Annotated in this window: 17 protein-coding genes; 9 read left to right on the forward strand and 8 right to left on the reverse strand. The window is 65.6% G+C overall.

Translation table 11 applies throughout. The features are described from left to right. Window positions 1-4: 4 nt before the first annotated feature. Window positions 5-1,180 carry a UbiH/UbiF family hydroxylase gene (locus BHK69_RS20000; RefSeq protein ID WP_069691627.1) on the forward strand — a complete coding sequence of 392 codons (1,176 nt, stop codon included), beginning with the start codon at window positions 5-7 and terminating at the stop codon, window positions 1,178-1,180. A 6-nt stretch (window positions 1,181-1,186) separates the two neighbouring features. On the opposite strand, the gene BHK69_RS20005 is transcribed toward BHK69_RS20000, so the two are convergent. Beyond that, window positions 1,187-2,314 carry a CaiB/BaiF CoA transferase family protein gene (locus BHK69_RS20005; RefSeq protein ID WP_069691628.1) on the reverse strand — a complete coding sequence of 376 codons (1,128 nt, stop codon included), beginning with the start codon at window positions 2,312-2,314 and terminating at the stop codon, window positions 1,187-1,189. 35 nt (window positions 2,315-2,349) lie between these two features. Further along, complete coding sequence (locus tag BHK69_RS20010) at window positions 2,350-3,321, reverse strand: AEC family transporter (protein WP_069691629.1); 972 nt, start codon at window positions 3,319-3,321, stop codon at window positions 2,350-2,352. Window positions 3,322-3,670: 349 nt separating this feature from the next. Here BHK69_RS20010 and BHK69_RS20015 point away from each other — a divergent pair, with 349 nt between their 5' ends. Then, window positions 3,671-4,720, forward strand: a complete 1,050-nt coding sequence (locus BHK69_RS20015; RefSeq protein WP_069691630.1) for an HpcH/HpaI aldolase/citrate lyase family protein — start codon at window positions 3,671-3,673, stop codon at window positions 4,718-4,720. A gap of 127 nt (window positions 4,721-4,847) precedes the next feature. Beyond that, window positions 4,848-5,177, forward strand: coding sequence for a heat shock protein HspQ (hspQ, locus tag BHK69_RS20020; RefSeq protein ID WP_069691631.1), 330 nt, complete (start codon window positions 4,848-4,850; stop codon window positions 5,175-5,177). A gap of 134 nt (window positions 5,178-5,311) precedes the next feature. Here hspQ and BHK69_RS20025 read toward each other — a convergent pair whose 3' ends face one another. Further along, complete coding sequence (locus BHK69_RS20025; RefSeq protein ID WP_083269572.1) at window positions 5,312-6,127, reverse strand: invasion associated locus B family protein; 816 nt, start codon at window positions 6,125-6,127, stop codon at window positions 5,312-5,314. Window positions 6,128-6,430: 303 nt separating this feature from the next. Between BHK69_RS20025 and BHK69_RS20030 the strand changes: the two genes are divergently transcribed. Beyond that, the gene (locus BHK69_RS20030) at window positions 6,431-8,221 is read left to right on the forward strand and encodes an extracellular solute-binding protein (protein WP_244548258.1); all 1,791 of its coding nucleotides are present in this window, start codon (window positions 6,431-6,433) and stop codon (window positions 8,219-8,221) included. A gap of 10 nt (window positions 8,222-8,231) precedes the next feature. Next, window positions 8,232-9,251 (forward strand): AMP-binding protein, encoded by a 1,020-nt coding sequence (locus BHK69_RS20035; RefSeq protein WP_069691633.1) that lies wholly within the window; start codon window positions 8,232-8,234, stop codon window positions 9,249-9,251. A 15-nt stretch (window positions 9,252-9,266) separates the two neighbouring features. Here the strand turns inward: BHK69_RS20035 and mfd are convergent, their stop codons facing one another. Together mfd and BHK69_RS20045 are read right to left on the reverse strand one after the other, a co-directional pair. After that, complete coding sequence (mfd, locus tag BHK69_RS20040) at window positions 9,267-12,815, reverse strand: transcription-repair coupling factor (protein ID WP_069691634.1); 3,549 nt, start codon at window positions 12,813-12,815, stop codon at window positions 9,267-9,269. Between the two features lie 135 nt (window positions 12,816-12,950). Continuing rightward, on the reverse strand, window positions 12,951-13,247 hold the full coding sequence (locus tag BHK69_RS20045; RefSeq protein ID WP_069691635.1) for an FAD assembly factor SdhE: 297 nt from the start codon (window positions 13,245-13,247) through the stop codon (window positions 12,951-12,953). Between the two features lie 158 nt (window positions 13,248-13,405). Here BHK69_RS20045 and recG point away from each other — a divergent pair, with 158 nt between their 5' ends. Together recG and BHK69_RS20055 are read left to right on the forward strand one after the other, a co-directional pair. Next, complete coding sequence (gene recG, locus BHK69_RS20050) at window positions 13,406-15,508, forward strand: ATP-dependent DNA helicase RecG (RefSeq protein ID WP_069691636.1); 2,103 nt, start codon at window positions 13,406-13,408, stop codon at window positions 15,506-15,508. A 63-nt stretch (window positions 15,509-15,571) separates the two neighbouring features. Then, window positions 15,572-16,405, forward strand: a complete 834-nt coding sequence (locus tag BHK69_RS20055) for an AraC family transcriptional regulator (RefSeq protein ID WP_069691637.1) — start codon at window positions 15,572-15,574, stop codon at window positions 16,403-16,405. 127 nt (window positions 16,406-16,532) lie between these two features. Here BHK69_RS20055 and BHK69_RS20060 read toward each other — a convergent pair whose 3' ends face one another. The 3 genes from BHK69_RS20060 to glmU all read right to left on the reverse strand — a co-directional run bounded on the left by BHK69_RS20060 (window position 16,533) and on the right by glmU (window position 20,761). Then, a complete protein-coding gene (locus BHK69_RS20060; protein ID WP_069691638.1) occupies window positions 16,533-17,243 on the reverse strand; it encodes a DUF502 domain-containing protein in 711 nt (236 codons plus the stop codon). A gap of 200 nt (window positions 17,244-17,443) precedes the next feature. Beyond that, window positions 17,444-19,270 (reverse strand): glutamine--fructose-6-phosphate transaminase (isomerizing), encoded by a 1,827-nt coding sequence (gene glmS / locus BHK69_RS20065; protein ID WP_069691639.1) that lies wholly within the window; start codon window positions 19,268-19,270, stop codon window positions 17,444-17,446. 120 nt (window positions 19,271-19,390) lie between these two features. Beyond that, on the reverse strand, window positions 19,391-20,761 hold the full coding sequence (gene glmU / locus BHK69_RS20070) for a bifunctional UDP-N-acetylglucosamine diphosphorylase/glucosamine-1-phosphate N-acetyltransferase GlmU (protein WP_083269879.1): 1,371 nt from the start codon (window positions 20,759-20,761) through the stop codon (window positions 19,391-19,393). A 324-nt stretch (window positions 20,762-21,085) separates the two neighbouring features. Here glmU and BHK69_RS20075 point away from each other — a divergent pair, with 324 nt between their 5' ends. Together BHK69_RS20075 and mdoH are read left to right on the forward strand one after the other, a co-directional pair. Next, window positions 21,086-22,645 (forward strand): OpgD/OpgG family glucan biosynthesis protein, encoded by a 1,560-nt coding sequence (locus BHK69_RS20075; RefSeq protein WP_083269880.1) that lies wholly within the window; start codon window positions 21,086-21,088, stop codon window positions 22,643-22,645. After that, the gene (gene mdoH, locus BHK69_RS20080; RefSeq protein WP_069691641.1) at window positions 22,633-24,819 is read left to right on the forward strand and encodes a glucans biosynthesis glucosyltransferase MdoH; all 2,187 of its coding nucleotides are present in this window, start codon (window positions 22,633-22,635) and stop codon (window positions 24,817-24,819) included. The genes BHK69_RS20075 and mdoH overlap by 13 nt, the downstream gene beginning before the upstream one ends. Window positions 24,820-24,830 lie beyond the last annotated feature (11 nt).

Below are 24,830 nucleotides of genomic sequence, written 5' to 3' on the forward strand. Positions count from 1 at the left end.
GAGCATGAGCTCTTCGCAGGACAATTTGGTCGATATCGCGATAGTAGGCGCCGGGGCCGTCGGCCTCACTGCGGCGCTTGCGCTGGCCAAGGACGGGCGGCGCGTCGCCGTGCTCGGCCCCCTCACCGCACCACATGACGGGCGGACCGTGGCCTTGCTCGACGGCTCCTGGCGGCTCCTGGCCGAGCTCGGGCTGACCGATGCGCTCATCGGCAAGGCCGCTCCGCTCGAAGTGATGCGGCTTGTCGACGACACCGGCAGCCTGTTCCGCCAGCCGCCGGTCGAATTCAGGGCCTCGGAGGCCGGGCTCGAGGCTTTCGGCTGGAATGTCGAGAACGCCGAGCTTGTGGCGGCGTTAGTGAGCGCGGCGCGCCAGCATAACGGCATCCGGCTGGTCGAAAGCCTGGTCTCGGCGATCGTACCCGATCAGGATGGCGTGACGCTCACCGGCGAGGGCTTTTCGCCCTTGCGCGCCCGCCTCGTCGTCGGGGCCGATGGTCGCCAGTCCCGAGTGCGCGGCGCCGCCGGCATTGCCGCGCGCGACTGGCGCTATCCGCAGGTCGCGCTGACCGCGATCCTCGATCATCGCCGCGACCATAACGAGACCTCGACCGAGTTCCACACCCGCAAGGGCCCCTGCACGCTGGTGCCATTGCCCGGCCGACGCTCATCGCTGGTCTGGATGCTGGATCCCGCGGAGGCCGAGGCGGTCTCCGCGCTGGACGATGCCGGCTTCGCCCGCCGGGTCGAGACGCAGACGCATTCGCTGCTTGGCGCGATGAGCCTTGCCGGCCCGCGCGGGCGCGTTCCGATGGGAGGGTTGTCGGTCGCACGGTTCGCAACCAACCGCATGGCGCTGATCGGCGAGGCCGCGCATGTGTTTCCGCCGATCGGCGCGCAGGGTCTCAATCTCGGCCTGCGCGATGTGATGGCCTTGCGCGAGGCGTTGCTCGGCTCGGATGATCCAGGCGAGGATGTCGTGATGGCGGCCTATGACCGGGCGCGCCAGAGCGATGTGCGCTTGCGTACGGGGGCGGTCGATGCCCTGAACCGCACGCTGCTGACCGATCTGATGCCGGCCGATCTGCTGCGCGGCGCCGGGCTTCTGGCGCTATCTCGGATCGGCCCGCTGCGCCGCTTCGTCATGCGACAGGGGCTGGCGGGCGGAACTGCGCGCTGAAACGCGCTACTCTGCGCCGGGCTTGAGCAGTTCATCCGTTTCCGCGCCGCTGGCGGCAACCTTGCGCAAGGCCTGGGCCTGATCGCGAAAGACCGGCGCGAGCGGCAGCGGCGTCGAAACGAGGCGCCGTCCGCCCGGCTCCTCGGCCTGCGCATCAAGCAGGCCGCGCGCGGTCAGATGCGGGTCCGTGACGGCCTCCTCCAGCGTGCGCACGACCGTGCAGCAACAATCGAGCGGCTCCAGCAGATCGCGCCAATGCGCGGCGGGGGCTGATGCGATGATCGCTTCGATGGCGGCTTTGGTGGCGGCCGGATCGGTTCTGTCGTCGCGCAAGCGCTCTTCAAGAGCGATCGCCTCGCAGAAGCCGTCCCAGAATTTCGGCTCCAGCGCGCCGACCGCGAGAAACCAGCCGTCCTGAGTGGCATAGAGCCCATAGCGCGGGCTTGCCCCGGTCAAGAGGCCCTCCCCGCCGGCGGGATAGCGCCCGGCCGCCTGGCCTTGCGCCATGCCGTACCAGGCGAAGGCCGGCATCGCGTCCGACATGGCGATGTCGAGATGGCAGCCTTCGCCGCTGCGCTCGCGCTGGCGCAGGGCGAGCAGGATGTTGAGCACGGCCGGCATGGTGCCGCCGCCGATATCGGCGACGAGCGCAGGCGGCAGTGGCGCGGGCGCGCCGCGCTTCAGCGACTGGCCGAGCAGCCCGCCGATAGCCTGGTAATTGATGTCGTGGCCGGCTTCCTGCGCGCGCGGGCCGGTCTGGCCGAAGCCACTGATCGAACAATAGATCAGGCGTGGATTGAGCAGCTTCAACGCCTCAAAACCGAAGCCGAGCCGCTCCATCACGCCGGGCCGGAACTGCTCGATCAGGATATCGGCGCGCGTGATCAGCGGCGTCAGGCGCGCCAGGGCATCCGCGGCCTTGAGGTCGATCTCGAGGCTTGGCTTGCCGCGGTTGAGCACGGCGAAAGGGGCGGAGGTCTCGCCGAAGCGCGGCGGAAAGCGGCGCATATCCTCGCCGCCCGGGCGCTCGATCTTGATCACCTGCGCGCCTGCCTCGGACAGGAATAGGCTCGCCAGCGGTCCCGGCAGCAGCGTCGAGAAGTCCAGAACCAGCAGATCGTCCAGCGGCAGCATCGGCGCCTCGCTTCGGCGGCGGCCGGGCCACGCGCTCAGGGGAACAGGTCGGCGGCCATCCTGCCCGTCTTCACCAGCCACAGGAAGCCCGTCAACGTGCCCATCGACACGATGGTGCCGACCAGGATGCAGGCCGAGGCGCGCTCGACGCCGACCTTGTACTGCGTCGAGATCACGAAGATGTTCAGCGCCGGCGGCAGCGCAGCCATGATGATGGCGGCGAAGATCCATTGGTCGGGCACATCGGCGATGACCGAGAGCAGCACCCAGACCAGCAGCGGATGCAGCACGAGCTTGACCAGCACTAGCAGCGGCACCTCGCCGGGCATCGCCTTCATCGGCCGCAGCGCCACCGTGACCCCGAGCAGGAAGAGCGCGCAGGGCGCGGCCGCCTGCGAGAGCCAAAGCGTCATCTTGTCGATCGCCGTCGGCAATTCGAGATGGGTGAAGGCCGCGATCACACCTGCTGCGGTGGCGAGGTTGAAGGGATGGGTCAGGACCTTCCAGACGATCTCGCCCGTGGTGGCGAGCAGGCTCTTCTTTTCGACACCGGCGATCGCCATCAGGAAGGGGACCAGTGAGAACAGCAGGATGCTGTCGAAGACAAAGACGAGCACCAGCGGCGCGCTCGAGGCCGGACCGAGCGCTGCCAGGATCAATGGCGGGCCCATATAGCCGATATTGGAGTAGGACCCGGCCACTCCCTGCATGACCGACTGGGGTATGTCGCGGCGGGTGAATTTCATCCCGATCGCGAAAGACAGGGCAAACGCGCAGAAGGTCGACAGCGTCGTGGCGATGACGAAGCGCCAATTGCTGAGTTCGCTCAGCGGCTTGTCGGCGATCAGCCGGTAGAACAGCGGCGGCAGCGCGACATAGATCAGGAAGAACTGCAGCCAGGCGAGCCCCGCCTCCGGCAATCGCTTGTAACGCCCGATGACGAAGCCGAGCAGGATCAACCCGAAAAAGGGGGCGACGAGATTGAAGATACCGGCGAGATCGGCCATGCGGATGGGAGCTACCTGAGGCGGTGCGGTGGCCCGCGCCTAGAGCAGGATGCGAAAAAGTGGGCACCGGTTTTTCGCATCGATCCTGCTCTAACTCTTTGATGAGAGCCGAAATGACGGCGGTCCCTGCCGTTTAGTCGCTTCGTACAAGGGAGCAAGCGCGTTTACGCCGTGCCGACAATCAGCCATCGCCGGGCAAGGGTATTATTCCTGGGAATCTAGACCTAACAAGACTGCTAGGCAATATTTCCTAGGCATCAAATCTCCGCCTCGCCCTGCCCGCATAATGGACGATAGACGGGATTGGCGGCCTTCGTCACATTGCGGCATTGCACCATGGAGCCTCGCCATGACCGTCAGGACGCCGCGCCAGTTCTTCCGTCCGCTCGCCATCGGCGCGCCGGAGCCGTTCCGCGAGCTCCCGCTGAGACTGGAGCGGATGATCCATTTCGTGCCGCCGCATCTGGAAAAGGTGCGTGCCAAGGTCGGTGAGCTCGCGGGCCAGGTCGATATCGTGCTCGGCAATCTGGAGGATGCGATTCCGGTCGAGGCCAAGCAGGCGGCGCGCGACGGCTTCATCGCGATGGGCAAGGCCGTCGATTTCGGCAAGACCGGACTGTGGACGCGGGTGAACGCGCTGAATTCGCCCTGGTTCCTCGACGATATCACCGCGATCATGGCGGAGATCGGCGGCAAGCTCGATGTCGTGATGGTGCCCAAGGTCGAGGGGCCATGGGACATCCATTATGTCGACCAGCTGCTGGCCCAGTTCGAAGCCCGGCACAGCCTGCCCAAGCCGATCATGATCCACGCCATCCTCGAAACCGCCGAGGGGGTGAAGAATGTCGATACGATCGCAACCGCCTCCCCGCGCATGCATGGGATGAGCCTGGGGCCGGCCGATCTCGCGGCCTCGCGCGCAATGAAGACGACGCGCGTCGGCGGCGGCCACCCAGAATACAAGGTCATCGCGGACCCCACTCCGGATGGCGCCGCGCGCGCCGTCGCTCAGCAGGATCTCTGGCACTATACGCTCGCCAAGATGGTCGATGCCTGTGCGGCGGCCGGCATCAAGCCATTCTACGGGCCCTTTGGCGACTTCGCCGATACGGCCGCCTGCGAGGCGCAGTTTCGCAACGCCTTCCTGCTCGGTTGCTCGGGCGCCTGGACATTGCATCCCTCGCAGATCGAGATCGCCAAGCGCGTCTTCAGCCCGGATCCCGCCGACGTCGCTTTCGCCAAGCGCATCCTGGAGGCGATGCCGGACGGCTCCGGCGCTGTGATGATCGACGGCAAGATGCAGGATGACGCCACCTGGAAACAGGCCAAGGTCATCGTCGATCTGGCTAAACAGGTCGCGGGGCGCGACCCGGCACTTGCGGAACGCTATGGGTTATAATCACTAATTTCAGGTGGGACTTATTGATTTTGACGTATTTGCGACGCAATCCTCAAGCAAGCGCCTGACAATATTTTAGCCGGGCACCTCTTCCGTCTACCCGCTCCAGCATGGACCAAAGCCTACAATGCAAGCACGTTCGGCGAAATTCAGGATCGGACAGGTGGTCAAGCACCGCGTCTATCCGTTCCGTGGCGTGATCTTCGACGTCGACCCCGTTTTCGCCAACTCGGACGAATGGTGGCTGGCGATCCCGGAGAATCTGCGCCCGTCGAAGGACCAGCCTTTCTACCACCTCTTCGCCGAGAATGAGGAGACGGAATACGTCGCCTATGTCTCGGAGCAGAACCTCGTGATCGACGAGTCGGGGCGGCCGATCCGCCACCCGCAAGCCAAGGAATTTTTCCGCCGCGATCGCAAAGGGCAATACCAGATCGATCGCGCCGGATTGAACTGAGGCCGGCCCTCGACGCACAGAAGCCTGCATCCATGCAGTCATGGAAAGGCCGGCGACCATGAAAAAGGCCGGTCCCTCTCGGGACCGGCCTTTTCCTTGTGACGTCGTCTCCCGCCCATCGGGGCTTGGGACTATCAGGGCTTGGGAGCAGTTCCCGGAGCCGGCGCGGTGCCCGGGGCCGAAAGCCCTCCCGGCACGGCAGGCGCAGCTCCCGGGACGCCGGGAGTGGCGTTGGCGCCGCTGCCGCCAAGACGCTGGCGCAGCTCTTCCTGACGCTTGGCCAACTCGTCCTGCAAGGCCTTCTGCTGGTCCTCGAGCACCTTGGGATCGATCGGCGCGCCGTCGAAACCCTTGGCGAAATCGGAGAGCGGAATGGAGAAGGAGACCTCGCGCGCGCCCTGGTTCTGGACGCTGATGCTGAGATTGGTGCCCTTCTTCATCGCGTTGATGAAGTCGTCCTTGACCTGCGCCTCGGCGAAGCAGCCGTTCGGGAAGCAGATCGCATAGCGGCCCGGGGTGGGCTGCGCGGTATCGACGCCGAAGCGGATACCGGGCTGCAGCAGCAGGCCGAGCGGCATCAGGAAGCGCACGATCTTGTTGGGATCGCCCTTGACGTCATAGACGGCAACCGCGAGCACCGGCTGGCCCTGGTCGGAGACGAAATCGCGCGTGGTGTAGCAGATTTCCTTGTTGGCAGCCTGGTCCTTGCCGCAGACCTTGGTCCAGTTGGTCTGCGAGGGCTCGGGCTTGACCTGAACGACGGTCGGGCCGGCTGCGGCCTGTCCGCCCTGGGGAGCGGCGGGCTGCTGAGCCGGTTGAGCAGGCTGCGCCGGGCGCTGCGCCGGGCGCTGTGCCGGGGCCTGGGCAAAGGCGGCGACGGGGCCGAGACCCAGCGCTACGCTGAGGGCGGCGCCCAGAACGCGCGAGGACAAGCTAAACGAAGCGGACATCTGTCATTCCTTAATCTGCGAATTCGGGACCACGACTTCGCAAGCCGCGCGCGCCACCATCGACAGCCCAATCGCATATCAGCGCCAGCCACCGCAAGCCGAGCACATCAGGGGTGATTGAGGCGTTTGCATGACACCTAGCGTCGCCTTTAGCGAGTTCCGTTACAGGATTCCAGTCCGAATAGCTGCGTGACTGCGAAGTTGCCGTGTTATCCTCACGCACGGGAATCAGGTTTGACGATGTCTTCGCCTCGCATGGGCCGCTCAGCATTGCGCGCTGCGGCCAAAGCAATCTTCTCTGCATTGACGCTCATCCTGGCGATGGGCGCGCATTCGCATGCCGAATCGCCCTCCTCTGCCCATGCCATCGCGATGCATGGCGAGCCGGCCCTGCCGCCGGGCTTCAGTCATCTGCCCTATGCCGACCCTGACGCACCCAAGGGCGGGCGCATCGTCTTTGGCTTGCAGGGCACATTCGACAGCCTGAATCCGCTGGTCGTGCTCGGCGTCGCGCCCGACGCCGTGCCGCGCTACGTCCAGCAGAGCCTGCTGTATCGCTCAGCCGACGAACCCTTCACCGCCTATGGCTTGCTCGCATCCCGCGTCGAGCTCAACGAGGCGCGGACCCGGCTCGCCTTCGAGATCGACGAAAGAGCGCGCTTCTCCGACGGGACGCCGGTTACCGCCGACGACGTGCTCTTCACCTTCGAGATGCTGAAGACCAAGGGCAAGCCGTTCCACCGCTCCAGCCTCGGCCGCGTGACGAAGGCGGAGGCGCCGTCGCCGCGCTCTGTCGTGTTCGAGCTCGGCGACGGCTCGAACCGCGAATTGCCATTGGTGATCGGCGCGATGCCGATCTTCGCCAGGCACGCCACCAACGCGGACACTTTCGGCGAAACCAGCTTCAAGCCGGCGCTCGGCTCGGGCCCCTATCTCGTCAGCGAGGTCAGGCCCGGCGAGGCGCTGACGCTGAAGCGCCGCAAGGATTTCTGGGCCGAGAACCACCCGCTGACGCGCGGCCTCTTCAATGCCGATGAGATCCGCTACGATTTCTATCGCGACGCCAACGCCTTGTTCGAGGCCTTCAAGGCAGGCCTCTACGACATCCGGCTCGAACCCGATCCGACACGCTGGATGACTGGCTATGACGTGCCTGCCGTGCGCGACGGCCGCATCGTGCGAGAGGCGCTGCGCTTCCAGGCCCCCAAGGGCATGACCGGGCTCGTCTTCAACACGCGCCGGCCAGGCTTCGCCGATGTTCGCGTCCGCGAAGCGCTCGGCATCATGTTCGATTTCGAATGGGTCAACCGCAACCTGTTCCACGGCGTCTATCGCCGCGCCGGCAGCTTCTTCTCCGATTCGGAGTTGTCGGCGCTCGGTGTCCCCGCCGATTCGCGGGAGAAAACCTTGCTGGCTGCGTTTCCGGGCAGCGTGCGCGACGATATTCTCGCCGGGAGCTGGGTGCCGGCTGCGAGTGACGGCTCGGGCCGCGATCGCGAACAGGCCCGCAAGGCGCTCGATCTGCTGAAGGCCGCGGGATACGAGCTCCAGGATGGGGTTCTGCGCAATACCAGGACGGCGGAGCCACTCGCCTTCGAGATCACCGTCACCAACCGGCCGCAGGAGCGGCTCGCACTGAACTATGCCGCTTCGCTCGGGCGTCTCGGCGTCGGTGTCAGTGTCAGGCTGATCGACGATGTGCAGTACTGGCGCAGGCTGTCGGCCTTCGATTTCGACATGATCCAGTGGACATGGCCGGCCTCCGCCTCGCCCGGTAACGAACAGGTTGGCCGCTGGGGCTCGGCCAATGCCGACCGCAAGGGCGCGCTGAATTATGCCGGCGTGAAATCGCCGACCGTCGATGCTGCCCTGCAGGCGCTTCTGGCAGCGCGCGAACGCGAGGATTTCGTCGCGGCCGTACGCGTACTCGATCGGGCGCTGCTCTCGGGCTTCTATGTCGTGCCACTATACTACCTGCCCGAGACATGGCTGGCGCATTCACGCGATGTCACCTTGCCAACACGCAAGCCGGCCTATTTCCTCGCCACCGAAGCTCTGGCGCGCCGCCCGGCGGCGTCGGCGCCAGCCAACTGAAGGGCAATCGATGCGGGCAGAACAGGACGACGCCGCTTCCGCCCTGCTCGACGGGCTCGACCTCGACACGCTGCTGAAAGCCCTGACCCGCAGCCGGGGATATGAGGCGGCGCTGCGCGATCCGCCGGGACGCCGCAGCTGGAGCGACACGATCCCGACCTCGCTGAGCTTCATGCAGCTCGAGGAGCGTGTCGACCAACTCGCGCGATTGCTCGCCGTCAATCACGCGCAGCCGGGCGCGACCGTCGCGATCCTGGCGCCGCTCGGTCCAGAGGCGATCGTCGCCATCCTCGCCAGCTTGCGCGCCGGCCTGTCGCCGCTGATGCTGCCATTGCACGGCAACGAGCTCGAATTGCTGGGGCTGATCGAGGCGTCCAACGCAGTGATGGCGCTCGGCGTCGGCCGCGTCGGCCCGCTGCGGCCGCTGATCGTGCTGCGCAATCTCGCCGTCAGGGCCTTTGGCACGCGCTTCGTGGGCGGTTTCGGGCAGGATGTCCCCGACGGCGTTGCGCCTCTCGATGCGCTGATGGCGAGCGCCGGCCTGCATCCGCTGCCCGAACAAGGCGGGCGTCCGACCCTCCAGGTCGTCAATGCCCTGAGCTTGGCGGGACCCTTGATGGTTTCCGAGCGCGATGTGCTCGGAAAGTCGTTGGAGATATCGCGCCTGCTGAAGCCGTTGGCCTCGTCGCGGATCGTGACCACGCTGGTCGGCGGCGATCTCGCCGCTTTGGCGACCGGGCCGGGCATGGCGCTGCTGACCGGCGTCGAATTACTGCCGCTCGGCCTGTTCAGCCTCGGCGACCTGCAGGCCTGCGTCGCGGGTGGACGCAATGTGCATCTCGTCTTGCCGGGCGCGATGGAGCCCGCGCTGGCGCGCTCGCGGCTGGCCGCCGATCCCTCGCTGGCGAGCGTCGTCCTGGTGCACCGTCCAGGAGACGGGCGCGCCTTGCCGGCGCTCGACCGGCCCGACCTCGCTATCGTCGACATCGATGTCCGCTCGGCGGCGGAGATCGACGTCAGCCGGCGCTGAGCGTCAAGCCGCCTTTCATGCCGCCTTCTTGCGCTCGGCAATCCGGGCCAGGTCCGTCAGCAGGCGGCGCGTGCCCTTGAGACGCAGCTCGGCGGTCTCGAAATCATCGATGAAGACCACACGCATGTCGGGGCGCACCTTCGCCAATGTGCCCTGCTTGGCGAGATAACCGACGAGGCCCTCGGGATTGGCGAATTCATTGTCGCGGAAGGCGACGATGATGCCCTTCGGGCCGGCCTCGACCTTCTCGACATTGGCGCGTTTGCACAGGGCCTTGATCGCGACGATTTCCAGAAGCTGCTGCACCTCGTCCGGCAGCGGGCCGAAGCGATCGACCAATTCCGCGCCGAAGGACTGGATGTCGCCATCGTCGTCCAGCGTCGAGAGGCGCTTGTAGAGCGTGAGCCGCAGCGTCAGGTCGGTGACGTAGTGCTCGGGGATCATCACCGGCGCGCCGATCTGGATCGTCGGCGACCATTGCGCGGCGCTCTCGAAATCAACACCGGACTTCAGCGCCGCGACCGCCTCCTCCAGCATCTGCTGGTAGAGTTCGTAGCCGACTTCCTTGATATGGCCCGACTGCTCGTCGCCGAGCAGATTGCCGGCGCCACGGATGTCCAGATCGTGGCTGGCAAGCTGGAAGCCTGCGCCCAGCGTGTCCAACGATTGCAGGACCTTCAGCCGCCGCTCGGCTTGCTCGGTCAGCTTGCGGTTTACCGGCATGGTGAAGAGCGCATAGGCGCGTACCTTGGAGCGCCCGACGCGGCCCCTGAGCTGATAAAGCTGGGCGAGGCCGAACATGTCGGCGCGGTGGACGATCAGCGTGTTGGCGTTGGGAATATCGAGGCCCGATTCGACGATCGTGGTCGAGAGCAGCACGTCGTACTGACCCTCATAGAAGGCCGTCATGACATCCTCGAGCTGGCCTGCCGCCATCTGACCATGGGCGATGCCGACCTTGGCCTCGGGCACCTGCTTGTCCAGGAAATCCTTGACGTCGGAAATATCCTCGATGCGCGGCACGACATAGAAGCTGCGCCCGCCGCGATAGCGCTCGCGCAGCAGCGCCTCACGCACGATCAGCGGGTCGAAAGGCGTCACGAAGGTGCGCACCGCAAGCCGATCGACCGGCGGCGTCGCGATGATCGAGAGCTCGCGCACGCCGGTCATGGCGAGCTGGAGCGTACGCGGGATCGGCGTCGCCGTCAGGGTCAGCATATGGACCTCGGCGCGGAACTCCTTCAGCCGCTCCTTGTGGTTGACGCCAAAATGCTGCTCCTCATCGACGATGACAAGGCCGAGATCCTTGAACTCGATCGCCTTTCCCAGCAGCGCATGGGTGCCGACGACGATATCCATCGTGCCGTCCTTGATGCCGGCCTTCACCGCCTTGAGATCGGCCGCGGCCACGAAGCGCGAGGCCTGGCCGACATGGATCGGCAGCCCTTTGAAGCGCTCGGCAAAATTGCGGTAGTGCTGGCGCGCCAGCAGCGTGGTGGGCACCACGACGGCGACCTGCTTGCCGTTCAGCGCGCAGGCGAAAGCGGCCCGCAGCGCGACCTCCGTCTTGCCGAAGCCCACATCGCCGCAGACCAGCCGGTCCATCGGCCTCCCCGCGGCCATATCGTCGAGAACGGCATCGATCGTGGCCTGCTGATCCTCGGTCTCCTCGAACGGGAAGCGGGCGCAGAACTCGTCATAGAGCCCTTCCTGCGGGACCAGGCGCGGGGCTTCCTTGAGGGCGCGGGCGGCTGCGATCGCGATCAGCTTGCCCGCCATCTCGCGGATGCGCTGCTTCAGCTTGGCCTTGCGCGCCTGCCAACCGCCACCGCCGAGACGGTCGAGCGGAACATCGGTATCCTCCGAGCCGTAGCGCGAAAGCAATTCGATGTTTTCGACCGGCAGGAAGAGTTTCGAATCCGCTGCATAGTGGATTTCGAGGCAGTCATGCGGCGCGCCCACCGCCGTGATCGTGCGCAGGCCAATGAAGCGGCCGATGCCATGATCGACATGGACGACGAGATCGCCGGGGCTGAGCGATGACAGTTCGGCGATGAAATCCTGCGGCCGACGCGTTTTTTTGCGCGGGCGCACCAGCCGGTCGCCGAGAATATCCTGCTCGCCGATGACGGCGAGCTTGCCGGCCTCGAAGCCGGTCTCGAAGCCCCAGACAGCCAGCGCCGTGGTGCCGGGCTTGAGATCGAAGGCGGCGCGCAGCGAACCCGTCATCTGCACGGTCTTCAAGCCGTGATCAGCCAGCACATGCGCCAGGCGCTCGCGCGAGCCTTCCGACCAGGCGGCGAGGATGACGCGGCGGCCATCGGCCTGCAGCGCCTTCACATGGGCGACGGCTGCATCGAAGACGCTGCCGGCATTGTCGGCGCGCTCAGCAGCGAAACTGCGGCCCTGACGCGCACCGAGATCGACGATCAGCTTGCCGTCGCTGTCGGGCAATTGGAACGGCGTCAACGCGGCGACACCCGCCTGGTCGACGATACCGCGCCATTCCGCCGGCGAGAGATAGAGCGCGTTCGGCAGCAGCGGCTTATAGGGCGCCCCGCCGGCGCTTGGCTGGTCCATCGCCGCCTTGCGGGCGTCGTAATAGTCCTTGATCAGGCTGATGCGCTCGCCGACGGCGTCATCGGCCTGGGCATCGAGCACCAGCGGGACATCGGGCAGATAGGCGAAGAGCGTGTCGAGCTTGTCGGCCAGCAGCGGCAGCCAATGTTCGAGCCCGGCCGGGCGACGGCCTTCGCTGACCGCTTCATAGAGCGTGTCGTCGCGGCCAGGCGTGCCGAAGGTCGTGATGTAGCTCTGGCGGAAGCGCTTGATGCTTTCGCTGGTCATCTGCGCCTCGGACATCGGCACGAGGTCGAGCCCACGCAATTGCCCGGTGGTGCGCTGCGTCTCGGGATCGAAGGTGCGGATCGATTCCAGCGTATCGCCGAAGAAATCGAGCCGGATCGGCGCCGGCATGCCCGGCGGGAAGAGATCGACGATGCCGCCGCGCACGGCGAACTCGCCGGTCTCGCGCACGGTCGAGGTGCGCAAATAGCCGTTCATGTCGAGCCAGCGCGCGAGCTGCTCGGTATCGACCATATTGCCCGGCGCGGCCGAGAAGCTCTCGGAGGCGACCTTGCTGAAGGCCGGCACGCGCTGGAGCGCCGCGTTGACCGTGGTCAACAGCAGGCGCGGCTTGTCGCCGGACTTCGTCTTGGCGAGCCGCGACAGCGTCGTCATGCGATGCGCGACGATCGAGGGAGCCGGCGAGACGCGGTCATAGGGCTGGCAATCCCAGGCCGGGAAGGACATCACCTCGAGATCGGGCGCAACGAATTGCAAGGCGTTCTCAAGCACCTGCAGGCGCTGGCCTTCACGCGCAATGAAGACGAGCATGGCCGCGCCCTCGGCCTTCTTCGCCCGGGCGCGCACGAGATCGGCCAGGATGACGGCGTCGAATCCATCCGGAACGCTGGCGAGCGTCGGCTTGTCGCCGCGATTCAGCGCATCGAGAATGCGGTCGCTCTGGAGTTTGGCGAGTTGGGCGGGAGGCGGGATGCTCATATGGAAAGCGTCATTCTCGTGGAAAGCGTCATTCTCGGGCTTGTCCCGAGGATCTCGGGGCAACGGGCCACTGGTTTCAGAGATGGTCGGGTCAAGCCCGACCAGGACGAGCGCGCGGGCACGCGCCTCATCGTCTCACACATGAATCGGCTTGCCGTGGTGATGAAACGCCTTCAGTCGCCGGAACACGTCGGTGTCGTAATTTGCGGGAACCTCGGCCTCGCCCGTTATCCATGACAACAAGTCGCGGTCGAGCACTTCGATCAACTGCTCGAACAGATCGAGTTCGGCGTCGCTCAGCTTGTCGATCTCGGCGTCGGCGAAGCGGCCCATGATCAGATCGGTCTCGCGCATGCCGCGATGCCAGGCGCGAAACAGGATCTTTCGCCGGCGCGGGTCGAGATCGGCGCTGGTCCTCGTCGAGCCACTCATGTGAAAACCTCGGGCAAGAAATCTGGAACGATGCAATGACGATCGGGCCGGCCCCGTCGCGGAGCCTGCCGTCGCGCGCTATATAGCGTTGCGACCCGGCGAAGTCAGCGGCAGAACACCGAAGATCTTCGCACTCCTGACATGCCCCGAGTAGCCGCTTGCGCCCATCCCTTCTCGACCCGCTGTTCGCCCCCGTGACGACGCTGCCGGGCGTCGGCCCCAAGCTCGGCAAGCTGCTGGACAAACTCCTCGGCGACGAGACGCGCCCTGCGCGCGTCATCGACCTGCTGTTTCGCATGCCGACCGGTGCGATCGACCGGCGGCCGAGCGCCTCGATCGCCGATGCGCCGATCGGCGATGTCGCGACCTTCAACGCGCAGGTGACCGAGCATCGCCCCGCGCCGCCCACCAAGGCGAAGGCGCCTTATCGCATCATCGTCGAGGATGAGACCGGCGACGTGACGCTGGTGTTCTTCCACGCCGATGTGCGCCATCTCTTGCAGACCCTGCCGATCGGCGCCTATCGGCTCATCTCCGGCAAGCTCGAGCTCTGGGACGGCATGCGTCAGATGGCGCATCCCGACCGCATCCTCGATCCCAAATTCGCCGCGACATTGCCGGCGATCGAACCGGTCTACGGACTGACCGAAGGTATCAGCGCACGGGTGATGACGCGGATCTCGGCCGCGGCCGCAGAAAAATGCCCGGATCTGGCGGAATGGCAGGACCCGAGCTTCCTGGCGAAGAGCGGGTTTCCGCCCTTCTTCGAGGCGATGCAGGCCTTGCATCATCCGCCCGATCTCAAGGCGATCGAAGGCGACACGATCGCGCGGCGCCGCGTCGCCTATGACGAATTGCTGGCGAGCCAGATCGCGCTCGCTCTGGTGCGACGGCAGCAGAAGAAGCAGGCCGGCCGGGCGACCGCGGGCGATGGCGCGTTGCGGCGGCGGATCGAGGGCGCCCTGCCCTTCACGCTGACGGAGGGCCAGCGGCAGGCGCTCAACGACATCCATGACGACATGGAAAAGCCCGAACGCATGCTGCGACTGCTGCAGGGCGATGTCGGCTCGGGCAAGACGGTCGTCGCCTTGATGGCGATGGCCGCCGCCGCCGAAGCCGGGCGACAATCCGTATTGATGGCCCCGACCGAAATCCTGGCGCGCCAGCATGCCGAGCGATTGACTCCGCTCGCCGAAGCCGCCGGTCTCAAGCTCGCACTGCTGACCGGGCGCGAGAAGGGGCCGGGCCGGGCCCGTGTGCTGGAGGGGCTGGCGAATGGCGAGATCGCGATCGCGGTCGGCACCCATGCGCTGTTCCAGGAGGGGGTCGCCTTTCGCGATCTCGCGCTTGCCATCGTCGATGAGCAGCACCGTTTCGGCGTGCATCAGCGCCTGCTGCTCGGCTCCAAGGGCGAAGCGGTCGATATCCTGGTGATGACGGCGACACCGATCCCGCGCACGCTGTCGCTGACCTGGTTCGGAGACATGGATATCTCGGTGCTGGCCGAGAAGCCGGCGGGGCGGAAGCCTATCGCGACCAAGGCGATCTCGCTCGACCGCTATGACGAGGTCGTCGGCGCGGTCGGGCGTGCGGTCGAGGCCGGCGCCCAGGTCTATTGGGTCTGCCCCCTGGTGCAGGAATCCGACACGCTCGATGTCGCCGCCGCGCAGGAGCGTTTCGATGCTCTGCGTGAGTTCTTCGGCGACCGGGTCGGGCTGCTGCACGGCCAGATGCCCGGACGCGACAAGGATGCGGCGATGTCGGCTTTCGTGGCGGGCCAAACGCGCATCCTGATCTCGACCACGGTGATCGAGGTCGGGGTCGATGTGCCCAATGCCAGCGTGATGGTGATCGAACATGCCGAACGCTTCGGCCTGGCGCAGCTTCACCAGCTGCGCGGGCGCATCGGGCGCGGCTCCACCGCCTCGACCTGCCTCTTGCTCTACAAGGGACCTCTGGGACCGGTGGCCGAAGCACGACTGACCATCATGCGCGAAACCGAGGACGGTTTCCGTATCGCCGAGGAGGATCTGAGGCTGCGCGGCGAAGGCGAGGTGCTGGGCACAAAACAGTCGGGCTCGCCGGACTGGCAGATCGCGCAGCTGGAAACGGATGGCGATCTGCTCGCCGCCGCACGCGACGACGCCCGCCTTTTGATCGAGCGCGACCCGCATCTCGAAGGCCCGCGCGGCGAGGCTGTGAGGACATTACTCTATCTGTTCGAGCGCGATGTCGCGATCAGGCTGTTGCGCGCGGGGTAGCAATCCCGATCAAATGCGCCCCGGCCGTTCGGGCCAGTGTGACGCCGCTTTGTGGGGCCTGCCATGGATCCGATCAAGAAGGCTGTCTGGTGCATCGAAAGCCGCTTCGCCTCCGATCTCTCGCTCGACGAGATCGCCGAGGTGAGCGGCGTTTCACGCTTCCATCTCAGCCGGGCGTTCGGAGCAGCCACCGGCCGCTCGGTAATGCGCTATGTGCGCGAGCGCCGGTTGTCGGAGGCGGCGCGCCAGCTCGCATCCGGCGCGCCCGATATCCTCTCGGTCGCACTCGACTGGGGATATGGCTCTCACGAGGCTTTCACCCGCGCCTTTCGCGATCAGTTCGGCCTCACGCCGGAGGATTTGCGTGCGAAAGGCGATTTGTCCTCGCTGCGACTAGCGGAGCCCATCGCCATGTATAGCGACATGCCCATCACCTTGCCGGAACCTCGTTTCGTGACGGAAAAGCCCCTCCTGATCGCCGGGTTCGGTGGCAGTTTTTCCTATGAGAACACCGCAGGGATTCCCGCGCTTTGGCAACGCATCGCGCCGCATCTCGGCCATATCCCCGGCCAGATCGGCCATGTCTGCTACGGCGTGAGCTACAACTGCGACGATCACGGTCAGTTCGACTACATCGCCGGAGCCGCAGTTTCGGATTTCAGTGAGCTGCCTGCCGAATTCGATCGCACGCGGGTGCCCGAGCAGAATTACGCCGTATTCGAGCACCGCGGCCACGTCACGCAGATCAAGCGCACCTACGAGGCGATCTGGCAGGATTGGTTGCCGAAATCCGGGCGTAAGCCCGCCGACGGTCCGACCCTGGAGCGCATGGATGAGCGTTTCGACGGTGCAACCGGAAACGGCGTTCTGGAAATCTGGTTGGCACTGAAGGGCTAGAGCGATTTCCGATCCGATTGGATCGCTCAATTGCTCTAGCTCTTTGTTCTAACGCGTTTTCTCCGCGCAAACGCTTCGCGTTTGTCGCGAGGGAACCGGCGTCCACTTCGCTCGAAAACGCTCCAAGCTATTTGCCGATATCCGTGTCCGGCATCAGCTTCGGCGCGGCCTCGCCCGGCTGGATCAGCCCCGCCGACATGATCAGCTTGGCGCCATCCTCGACGGAGATCGTCAGTTCGATGACCTCCTTGCGCGGCAGGTAGAAGAAGAAACCCGTGGTCGGGTTCGGCGTGCAAGGCAGGAAAACGCCGATCTGCTCATTTCCATCAGGCAGCTTTCCGGCGATCTCGGGCGCGGCCTCCTGAGCGATGAAGACGATCGACCACATGCCCGGCTGCGGGAACTGCACCATCCCGACCTTGCGGAACGAGGTGCCCGATTGCGAGAAGATGGTCTCGAAGACCTGCTTCACGCCCTTGTAGAGGCTGCGCACCACCGGCATGCGATTGAGCAGCGCCTCGCCCGCCTCGATCAAGGTGCGGCCGACCAGGTTGGCTGTGAGGAAGCCGAGCAGCGTCAGCCCGATCAAGCCGATGATGATGCCAAGGCCAGGAATCGGAAACGGCAGATAGGAATCAGGCAGGTAGGAGTTCGGGATCAGCGGCTTCACCAGCCCGTCGATCAGGGTGATGAACCACCAGGTCACGGAGGCCGTGATCGCCAGAGGAGCCGCGATGACGAGCCCGGTCAGGAAATAGCGCCGCAGCCGCGTGCCGGCCGTCGGACGCAACAGGTCGGTCTGGATGATGAGGCGGGGATCAGGCGGGCCGGCGGTCATGCGAGGGTTCCGGTCAATCGGGCGTTCAGCCGCCATTGGCCGGCCATCATGCGACAGACGTGCCAACGCTCCCAGCAGAATTCAAGGACCCGGCAGAATTCAAGAATTGTGGCGTGGATCGGCGAACAAGCTCGCCCCGGCATATCGCCGCTTGATGTCGGTTCGCCGCGAGCCGGCCTAAGCCGGCTCGCGAACAGCCGTCACTCCACCGTGACGGACTTCGCCAGGTTACGCGGCTGATCGACGTCCTTGCCCATGAAGACGGCGGTCTGGTAGGCGATCATCTGGATCGGCAGCGCGTAGACGATCGGCGCAAACAGCGGGTCCATCTCCGGCATGATGATCGTCGCCTCAGGGGTGATGCCGCATTCGGCCGCGCCCCTGGCGTCAGTGATCAGGATGATCCGCCCGCCACGCGCCGCGACCTCCTGCATGTTCGACGCGGTCTTCTCGAAGAGCGCGTCATGGGGCGCGACGACGATGACCGGCATATCCTCGTCGATCAATGCGATCGGACCATGCTTGAGTTCGCCAGCCGCGTAACCTTCGGCGTGGATGTAGCTGATTTCCTTCAGCTTCAACGCGCCTTCGAGCGCCAGCGGGAAACTCGTGCCGCGGCCGAGATAGAGCACGTCGCTCGCCTTGGAGAGCTCGCGGGCGAGCCTTTCGATCTCGGGTTCGAGCTCAAGCGCCTTCGCCAGGAGGCCGGGCAGCGCGATCAGATGCTGGACATGGCGGATCTCATCCTCCGCCGAGAGCGTGCCGCGCGCGCGGGCGGCGGCAAGCGCCAGGCATGCCAGTGCGGTCAACTGGCAAGTGAAGGCCTTGGTCGAGGCAACTCCGATCTCGGGGCCGGCGAGCGTGGGAGCGACGGCATCACTCTCGCGGGCGATGGTCGAGGTCGGCATGTTCACGACCGACAGGATCGTCTGGCGCTCCTGCTTGGCATATTTCAGGCAGGCCAGCGTGTCGGCGGTCTCGCCCGATTGCGAGATGAAGAGCGCGAGCCCGTTCTCGGGCATCGGTGCCTCGCGGTAGCGGAACTCGGAGGCGACATCGATCTCGACCGGCAGGCGTGCCAGCCGCTCGAACCAGTATTTCGCCGTGAGCCCGGCGTAATAGGCCGTGCCGCAGGCAGAAACGGAGAGCCGGGACAGGCCCTTCCATTCGACGGCAGGCTCGAAGGGTTGCCTCAGCGTGCCGGCGGCCATGTCGAGATAATGCGTCAGCGTGTGAGCGACCACCTCAGGCTGCTCGTGGATTTCCTTCGCCATGAAGTGGCGATGATTGCCCTTGTCGACCAGCATGCTGCCGGCGGCGACGCGACGTGCGCGCCGTTCGACCTGGACATTCGCCTTGTCGTAGAAGATCGCGCCCTTGCGGTTGAGGACGACCCAATCGCCCTCCTCCAGATAGGCGATGAGGTTGGTGAAGGGCGCTAGCGCGACCGCATCCGAGCCCAGATACATCTCGCCGTCACCGACGCCGACAGCCAATGGCGGCCCGTTGCGTGCGCCGATCAGCAGATCTTCCTCACCCTGGAACAGAAAAGCCAGCGCGAAGGCTCCGCGCAAACGCGGCAGGCAATGCGCGATGGCCGCGACGGGCTTCTTGCCGCGATCGAGCTCGCGCGTGACCAATTGAGCGACGATCTCGGTGTCGGTCTGCGTCTTGAAGACGTAGCCGTCGGCCTCGAGCTCGACCTTGAGTTCGCGGAAATTCTCGATGATGCCGTTATGGACGACCGCGAGCTTTTCGGTCGCGTGGGGATGGGCGTTGGTCTCGTTGGGCTTACCATGGGTCGCCCAGCGGGTATGCCCGATGCCGATCAGGCCTTCGAGCGGCTCGTTCGAGAGCCTGATCTCGAGGTTCTTGAGCTTGCCTTCGGCACGGCGGCGGGCGAGCAGGCCGTTTTCCAGTGTCGCGACGCCGGCCGAATCATAGCCGCGATATTCGAGCCGCCGCAGCGCCTCGACGACCTGGGGGGCGACCGCTTCCTTGCCCAGAATGCCCACGATGCCGCACATGCCAAAACCTCTTCAGACGTTGCCGTTGGCACACCGCATAGCGGGCAACGGCGAACATTCCCAATCACTCTAAATGTAGAACTATGAACGGCGGCTTGCAGGGACCGCCGTCTTTCACGGTTATTCCGGCGTTTTCTTGGCTGCGGACTTCTTCGCCATGGCCTTGTCGCGGAATGTCTTCGCCCAACCTTCACGCTCGATTTGACGGCCGCGGCCGATAGCCAGCGCATCGGCTGGAACATCCTTCGTGATCACCGAGCCCGAGCCGATGATGGCCCGGTCGCCGATCGTCACCGGCGCAACCAGCGCGGAATTGGAGCCGACGAAGGCGCCGGCCCCGATCGTCGTCTTGTACTTGAAGAAGCCATCATAGTTGCAGGTGATGGTGCCGGCGCCGATATTGGCATCGGCGCCGACACTGGCATCGCCGATATAGGTGAGATGGCTGACCTTGGCGCCTTCGCCGATATCGGCTGCCTTGATCTCCACGAAATTGCCGACCTTGGCATTGGCGCCGAGCTTTGCGCCCGGACGCAGGCGGCCATAGGGGCCGACCGTCGCGCCAGGGCCGACATCCGCCCCCTCCAGATGCGAAAAGGCGTGGATGACTGCGCCGTCAGCGACAGTGACGCCTGGGCCGAAGACGACATTGGGCTCGACCAGCACATCTTGCCCCAACCGCGTGTCGAAGCTGAAGAACACCGTCTCAGGCGCGATCAAGGTCGCGCCCTGCTTCATCGCCTCCAGTCGCTTGCGTCTTTGGAAATCGGCTTCCGCGGCAGCAAGTTGCGCGCGATCGTTGACGCCCTGCACCTCGCTCTCGGCGGCCTGCAGCGCGACCGCCTTCAGCCCTCGTTCGCGCGCGACGCCGACGGCATCGGTCAGGTAGAACTCGCCTTGTGCATTGGCGCTCCCGATCGCCTCCAGGATTGATAGCGCCTGGCGGCCGTCGAGTGCCATCAGCCCGGCATTGCACAGGCGGATCGCGCGCTGCGCCTCGGTTGCGTCCTTGTGCTCGACGATGGCCACGAGTTCGCCGTCCCTGGTCACGAACCGCCCATAGCCGGCCGGATCTTGCGCCTCGAAGCCAAGCGCGGCGACGCTCGCCCCCTCGGCCAGAGCCTGGCGGAGGCCGAGTAAGGTCTGCGGCCGGATGAGAGGCGTATCCGCGAAGGCGACGAGGATGTCGTCATGCTTGCCCGACAGCGCCTCGCGCGCCGCGAGTACGGCATGGGCCGTGCCGCGTCGCTCGGCCTGGATCGCGATCGCAGCCGAGGGCAGCAGCGCGCGGACCTCGCTTGCGACATCGGGCCGGTCGGGGCCGATCACGACCACGACCGTATCGGCTCCGGCCTCCGCCACGGCAGCGAGCGCATGGGCTAGAAGCGAGCGGCCACCGACCTCGTGCAGCACCTTCGGCTGCCGCGATTTCATGCGCGTGCCCTCGCCTGCCGCAAGAATGATGGCGAGACAGGACCGGTCGGACTGCATTTTGGTCATGATTATCGTTTCCCTTGGCGCCCCAACGGCAAATCCTGCCGGTCACTTCCTGGGTCGTCGCTGGCGATCTGGTGCATGGTGGTGTTGCGAACGCCGTGGATAGCCGATCCTGTCGGCATTTGCCAAAGTCGCTTCCGAGAGCTGCCGTTGCGGCGCAGCTGGTCGGCAGGTGGCGGCATTGTATACGGCGACGTAAGAAACAGTCTCTAGGAACGCGACCATCTGCATTTTCCCGACGCAAACGCTTTTCACGTTGCCAGAAAATGCTCTAGAAGCGCGAGAGGGCGAGGGCGTCGCCCGTCTATGTTGGATATCATGTCGAAATCCTTGAATCGTCGGCAGTTTCTGGAAGGCGCGGCGATCGGCCTGGCCTCCGCTCCGCTGATCGGCGCGACGCCGGCGGCTGCGCAAAGCAACTGGGCGGCGCTGGTTCAGTCCGTGATCGCTGAGGGCCAGAAATTCGACCCGGCCCTGGTCGTCGAGACCGCGCGGCAACTGGCGCGTCGCCCGTTGGTGCCGGTCGTCACGACCGATCTGCCGGACGGTTATACCGCCCTGCCCTTCGATCAGTATTCGGGAATCAGGGCGCAACCCGGCGGCCTGATCTGGGCCGGAGAGAATCGCGGCTTCACCATCGAGCCGCTGCATCGCGGCTATGTCTTCTCCAGCCCGGTCAGCCTGTTCACGGTCGAGGACGAAATCGTGCGCCGCGTCGCCTTCGACCGCGGCAAGTTCGACTATGGCCGCGTCACCCCGCCGCCGGCGAATGTCGACCTGCAATTCTCCGGGATGCGGATCGCGACCGGGCTGGAGCGACCTTACGAGGTTGCGATCTTCCAGGGCGCGACCTTCTTTCGTTCGCTGGCGCGCGGCCAGAACTACGGCTCGACGGCGCGGGCGCTGATCCTGCGGCCGGGCGAGACGCGCGGTGAAGAGATTCCGTTCTTCCGCGCTTTCTGGATCGAGCGGCCGAGCCCCGCTTCCGGCTCGCTCGTCATCCACGCATTGCTCGATTCGGAAAGCCTCACCGGCGCAGTGCGGATGACATTGCGGCCCGGCGACGTCACCCTGATCGATGTCGAGATGACGCTGTTTGCGCGGCAAGCGCTCGACCATGTCGGGCTGGGCTGCACGATGGGCACCTTCCTGTCGGGCCCACAGAGCCGGCGCACCTTCGACGACCTGCGCCCCTCCGTGCATGAGGTGTCCGGCGTGCAGATGCTGACAGGCAATGGCGAATGGATCTACCGCCCCGTGAACAATCCCGCGACCTTGCAGGTTTCGTCCTTCATGGATTCCAACCCGCGCGGTTTCGGCCTGGTCGAGCGCGAGCGCGACCCTGCAGCCTTCCAGGATGACGACCAGCGTTTCGAATTGAGGCCGAGCGTCTGGGTCGAGCCACTCGGCGAATGGGGCGCGGGTTCGGTGCAGCTCATCGAGATCCCCAGCGATTCCGACGTGAACAAGAACGTCATCCTCTATTGGCGGCCGCGTCAGGTGCTGGCGCCGGGCAGCGAGACGACACTGGCCTATCGGCAGGCCTGGTGCTGGCAGCCGCCGGAACGGCCGGCGCTGGCAGTCTCGGGGCGCGTGCGGCAAGGACGCGGCTCCCAAGCCCGCCGCCGCCGCTTCATCGTCGACTTCACCGGCGACCGCCTGGCCGATGCCGCGGTCGTCGCGTCCACCCGCGCCAATATCACCGCGACGCCGGGCACGATCCAGAATGTCCGGATCTGGCCCTATCCAGAGCGCAAGCTGATGCGCGTCGGCTTCGAGGTCGATCCCGGCACGGAGAATTTGAGCGAGCTCAGGCTCGTCTTGCAGTCCGGCGGTCAGCCGGTCTCGGAAACTTGGTTGAATCGATGGACGTGGTGACCGCAGCGCGCCCGGATACGGCTACTGGGATTGAAGCGCGACGCTATGCGGTCAGCGCCGAGCCGGCGACACCGCCCGAGAACCGGCTGCACATGCCGGTGCAATCCTTCCGGAGCTGGAAGGCGTCCGACCGGCGCAAGCCCGCTGTGCCGAAGCTCTGGACGACGCCCTGGCTGAAACGGCTGTTCGTGTTCGGCGGCGGGATGGTGCTGACGGCCTATGGCGCCTGGGAAATGTACAATGTCGTGTCGGTCAGCCGCACGACTTCGCTGCAGTACGTCTTGCTCGTGCTGTTCACGGTCAATTTCTCATGGATCGCACTAGCCTTCACCAGCGCATTGCTGGGCTTCTTCGGACTTCTGGTCGGAAGCGGACGCACGAGCCGGGTCGAGACGCTGCAGCACCGCACCGTCGTGGTGATGCCGATCTACAATGAATCGACGGCGCGGACCTTCGCTGCGCTCGCCGCCATCAAGGAATCCGTCGAGGCGACGGGCCTTGGCGCGCATTTCGACTATTTCATCGTCTCCGACACGACCAATGCCGATGTCTGGATCGCCGAGGAACGCGCCTTCCTGGCACTGCGCGAAAAGCTCGGTCCCGAAGCCCGCGTCTATTACCGGCATCGGCCGAAGAACCACCACCGCAAGGCCGGCAACATCGCCGATTTCGTCACGCGTTGGGGCGGGTATTACGAGCATATGGTCGTGCTCGACGCCGACAGCCTGATGACCGGCACCTGCATCGTCCGGCTGGCAGCGGCGATGGAGGCCGATCCCGATTCCGGCATCATCCAGTCGCTGCCGCTGATCATCAACCGCAACACCTTCTTCGCGCGGCTCCAGCAATTCGCCGCCCGCGTCTATGGCCCCGTCATCGCGACCGGGCTCGCCATGTGGTCGGGCCGCGACGGCAACTACTGGGGCCACAACGCGATCATCCGCACGAAAGCCTTTGCCGATCATTGCGGCCTGCCTGACCTGAAGGGCAAGCCGCCCTTCGGCGGTCATGTGCTGAGCCACGATTTCGTCGAGGCGGCATTGATGCGCCGTGCCGGCTGGTCGGTCTATATGCTGCCCGACCTGACGGGGTCCTATGAGGAAAGCCCGCCCTCGCTGATCGACATCTCGGTGCGCGACCGACGCTGGTGCCAGGGCAATCTGCAACATTCGCGCATCATCGGGGCGAAGGGCTTCGTCTGGTCGACGCGCCAGCATTTCGCCACCGGCATCATGGGCTATCTCGCCTCGCCCTTCTGGTTGATGCAGCTGGTCGTCGGTATCTTGATCGTGCTGCAGGTCAATTACGCGCGGCCGGAATATTTCACGCAGGAGTTCACGCTCTTCCCGGTCTGGCCGCGCTTCGACCCCGAGCGCGCCTTGAACCTGTTTGCGCTGACCATGGCGATCCTGCTCGCGCCGAAAGGCTTCGGGCTCGTCCTGACCCTGATCAACGGCAAGCTCCGGCGGGCCGGCGGCGGCGCGATCAGGCTGATCTTCTCGGCCTTGCTCGAGATCCTGTTCTCCGCCTTCTTCGCGCCGATCATGATGCTGATCCAGTCCGGCTCGGTCTTCCAGATCCTGCTCGGGCGCGACACCGGCTGGAATCCGCAGCGGCGCGACGACGGCTCGATCCCGCTGAAGGACATCATCCGCCGGCACCGGACCCACACGGTGCTCGGGGTCGTCGCCGGCATCTCGGCCTTCATGATCGCGACATCGCTGTTTGCCTGGATGTCGCCCACGATCGTCGGCCTCGTGCTGGCGATTCCCTTGTCCTGGGCGTCGGGGCAGTTGGGGCTGGGCCTCTGGCTGAAGCGGCACAAATTACTGGTGACGCCAGAGGAAGGCGACCCGCCAGCCATCGCGCTGCGGGCGAACGCGCTGCAGGCTGAATTCGCCGAGGCCGGCTTCGACGAGGCAGACGGGCTCGTGGCGCTTCATGCCGACGCAGCTTTGCGCCACGCCCATGACATGATGCTGCCGGAGGGCCAACCGCGCCGGCGCGGCGAGATCGAGCCCGACCGCGCCGTGGCGCAGGCCAAGCTCGTCGATGCCGAGACGATCGAGGATGCCGCGATCTGGCTGAAGCCCAAGGAACGCATGGTCGTGCTGCACGACCGGGCGCTCGTCGGCCTGCTGGCGACCCTGCCCAAAGAGCGCGCCTCGGCCTGAAGCGGCGTCTT

It is taken from the genome of Bosea vaviloviae (genome assembly GCF_001741865.1).
Taxonomy (GTDB): domain Bacteria; phylum Pseudomonadota; class Alphaproteobacteria; order Rhizobiales; family Beijerinckiaceae; genus Allobosea; species Allobosea vaviloviae.

Excerpts from the sequence above, each read along its gene's own strand:
- BHK69_RS20000 (WP_069691627.1), top strand. The coding sequence starts at position 5 with ATGAGCTCTTCGCAGGACAATTTGGTCGATATCGCGATAGTAGGCGCC.
- BHK69_RS20005 (WP_069691628.1), bottom strand. The coding sequence starts at position 2,314 with ATGCTGCCGCTGGACGATCTGCTGGTTCTGGACTTCTCGACGCTGCTG.
- BHK69_RS20010 (WP_069691629.1), bottom strand. The coding sequence starts at position 3,321 with ATGGCCGATCTCGCCGGTATCTTCAATCTCGTCGCCCCCTTTTTCGGG.
- BHK69_RS20015 (WP_069691630.1), top strand. The coding sequence starts at position 3,671 with ATGACCGTCAGGACGCCGCGCCAGTTCTTCCGTCCGCTCGCCATCGGC.
- hspQ (WP_069691631.1), top strand. The coding sequence starts at position 4,848 with ATGCAAGCACGTTCGGCGAAATTCAGGATCGGACAGGTGGTCAAGCAC.
- BHK69_RS20025 (WP_083269572.1), bottom strand. The coding sequence starts at position 6,127 with ATGTCCGCTTCGTTTAGCTTGTCCTCGCGCGTTCTGGGCGCCGCCCTC.
- BHK69_RS20035 (WP_069691633.1), top strand. The coding sequence starts at position 8,232 with ATGCGGGCAGAACAGGACGACGCCGCTTCCGCCCTGCTCGACGGGCTC.
- mfd (WP_069691634.1), bottom strand. The coding sequence starts at position 12,815 with ATGAGCATCCCGCCTCCCGCCCAACTCGCCAAACTCCAGAGCGACCGC.
- BHK69_RS20045 (WP_069691635.1), bottom strand. The coding sequence starts at position 13,247 with ATGAGTGGCTCGACGAGGACCAGCGCCGATCTCGACCCGCGCCGGCGA.
- BHK69_RS20055 (WP_069691637.1), top strand. The coding sequence starts at position 15,572 with ATGGATCCGATCAAGAAGGCTGTCTGGTGCATCGAAAGCCGCTTCGCC.
- BHK69_RS20060 (WP_069691638.1), bottom strand. The coding sequence starts at position 17,243 with ATGACCGCCGGCCCGCCTGATCCCCGCCTCATCATCCAGACCGACCTG.
- glmS (WP_069691639.1), bottom strand. The coding sequence starts at position 19,270 with ATGTGCGGCATCGTGGGCATTCTGGGCAAGGAAGCGGTCGCCCCCCAG.
- glmU (WP_083269879.1), bottom strand. The coding sequence starts at position 20,761 with ATGCAGTCCGACCGGTCCTGTCTCGCCATCATTCTTGCGGCAGGCGAG.
- BHK69_RS20075 (WP_083269880.1), top strand. The coding sequence starts at position 21,086 with ATGTCGAAATCCTTGAATCGTCGGCAGTTTCTGGAAGGCGCGGCGATC.
- mdoH (WP_069691641.1), top strand. The coding sequence starts at position 22,633 with ATGGACGTGGTGACCGCAGCGCGCCCGGATACGGCTACTGGGATTGAA.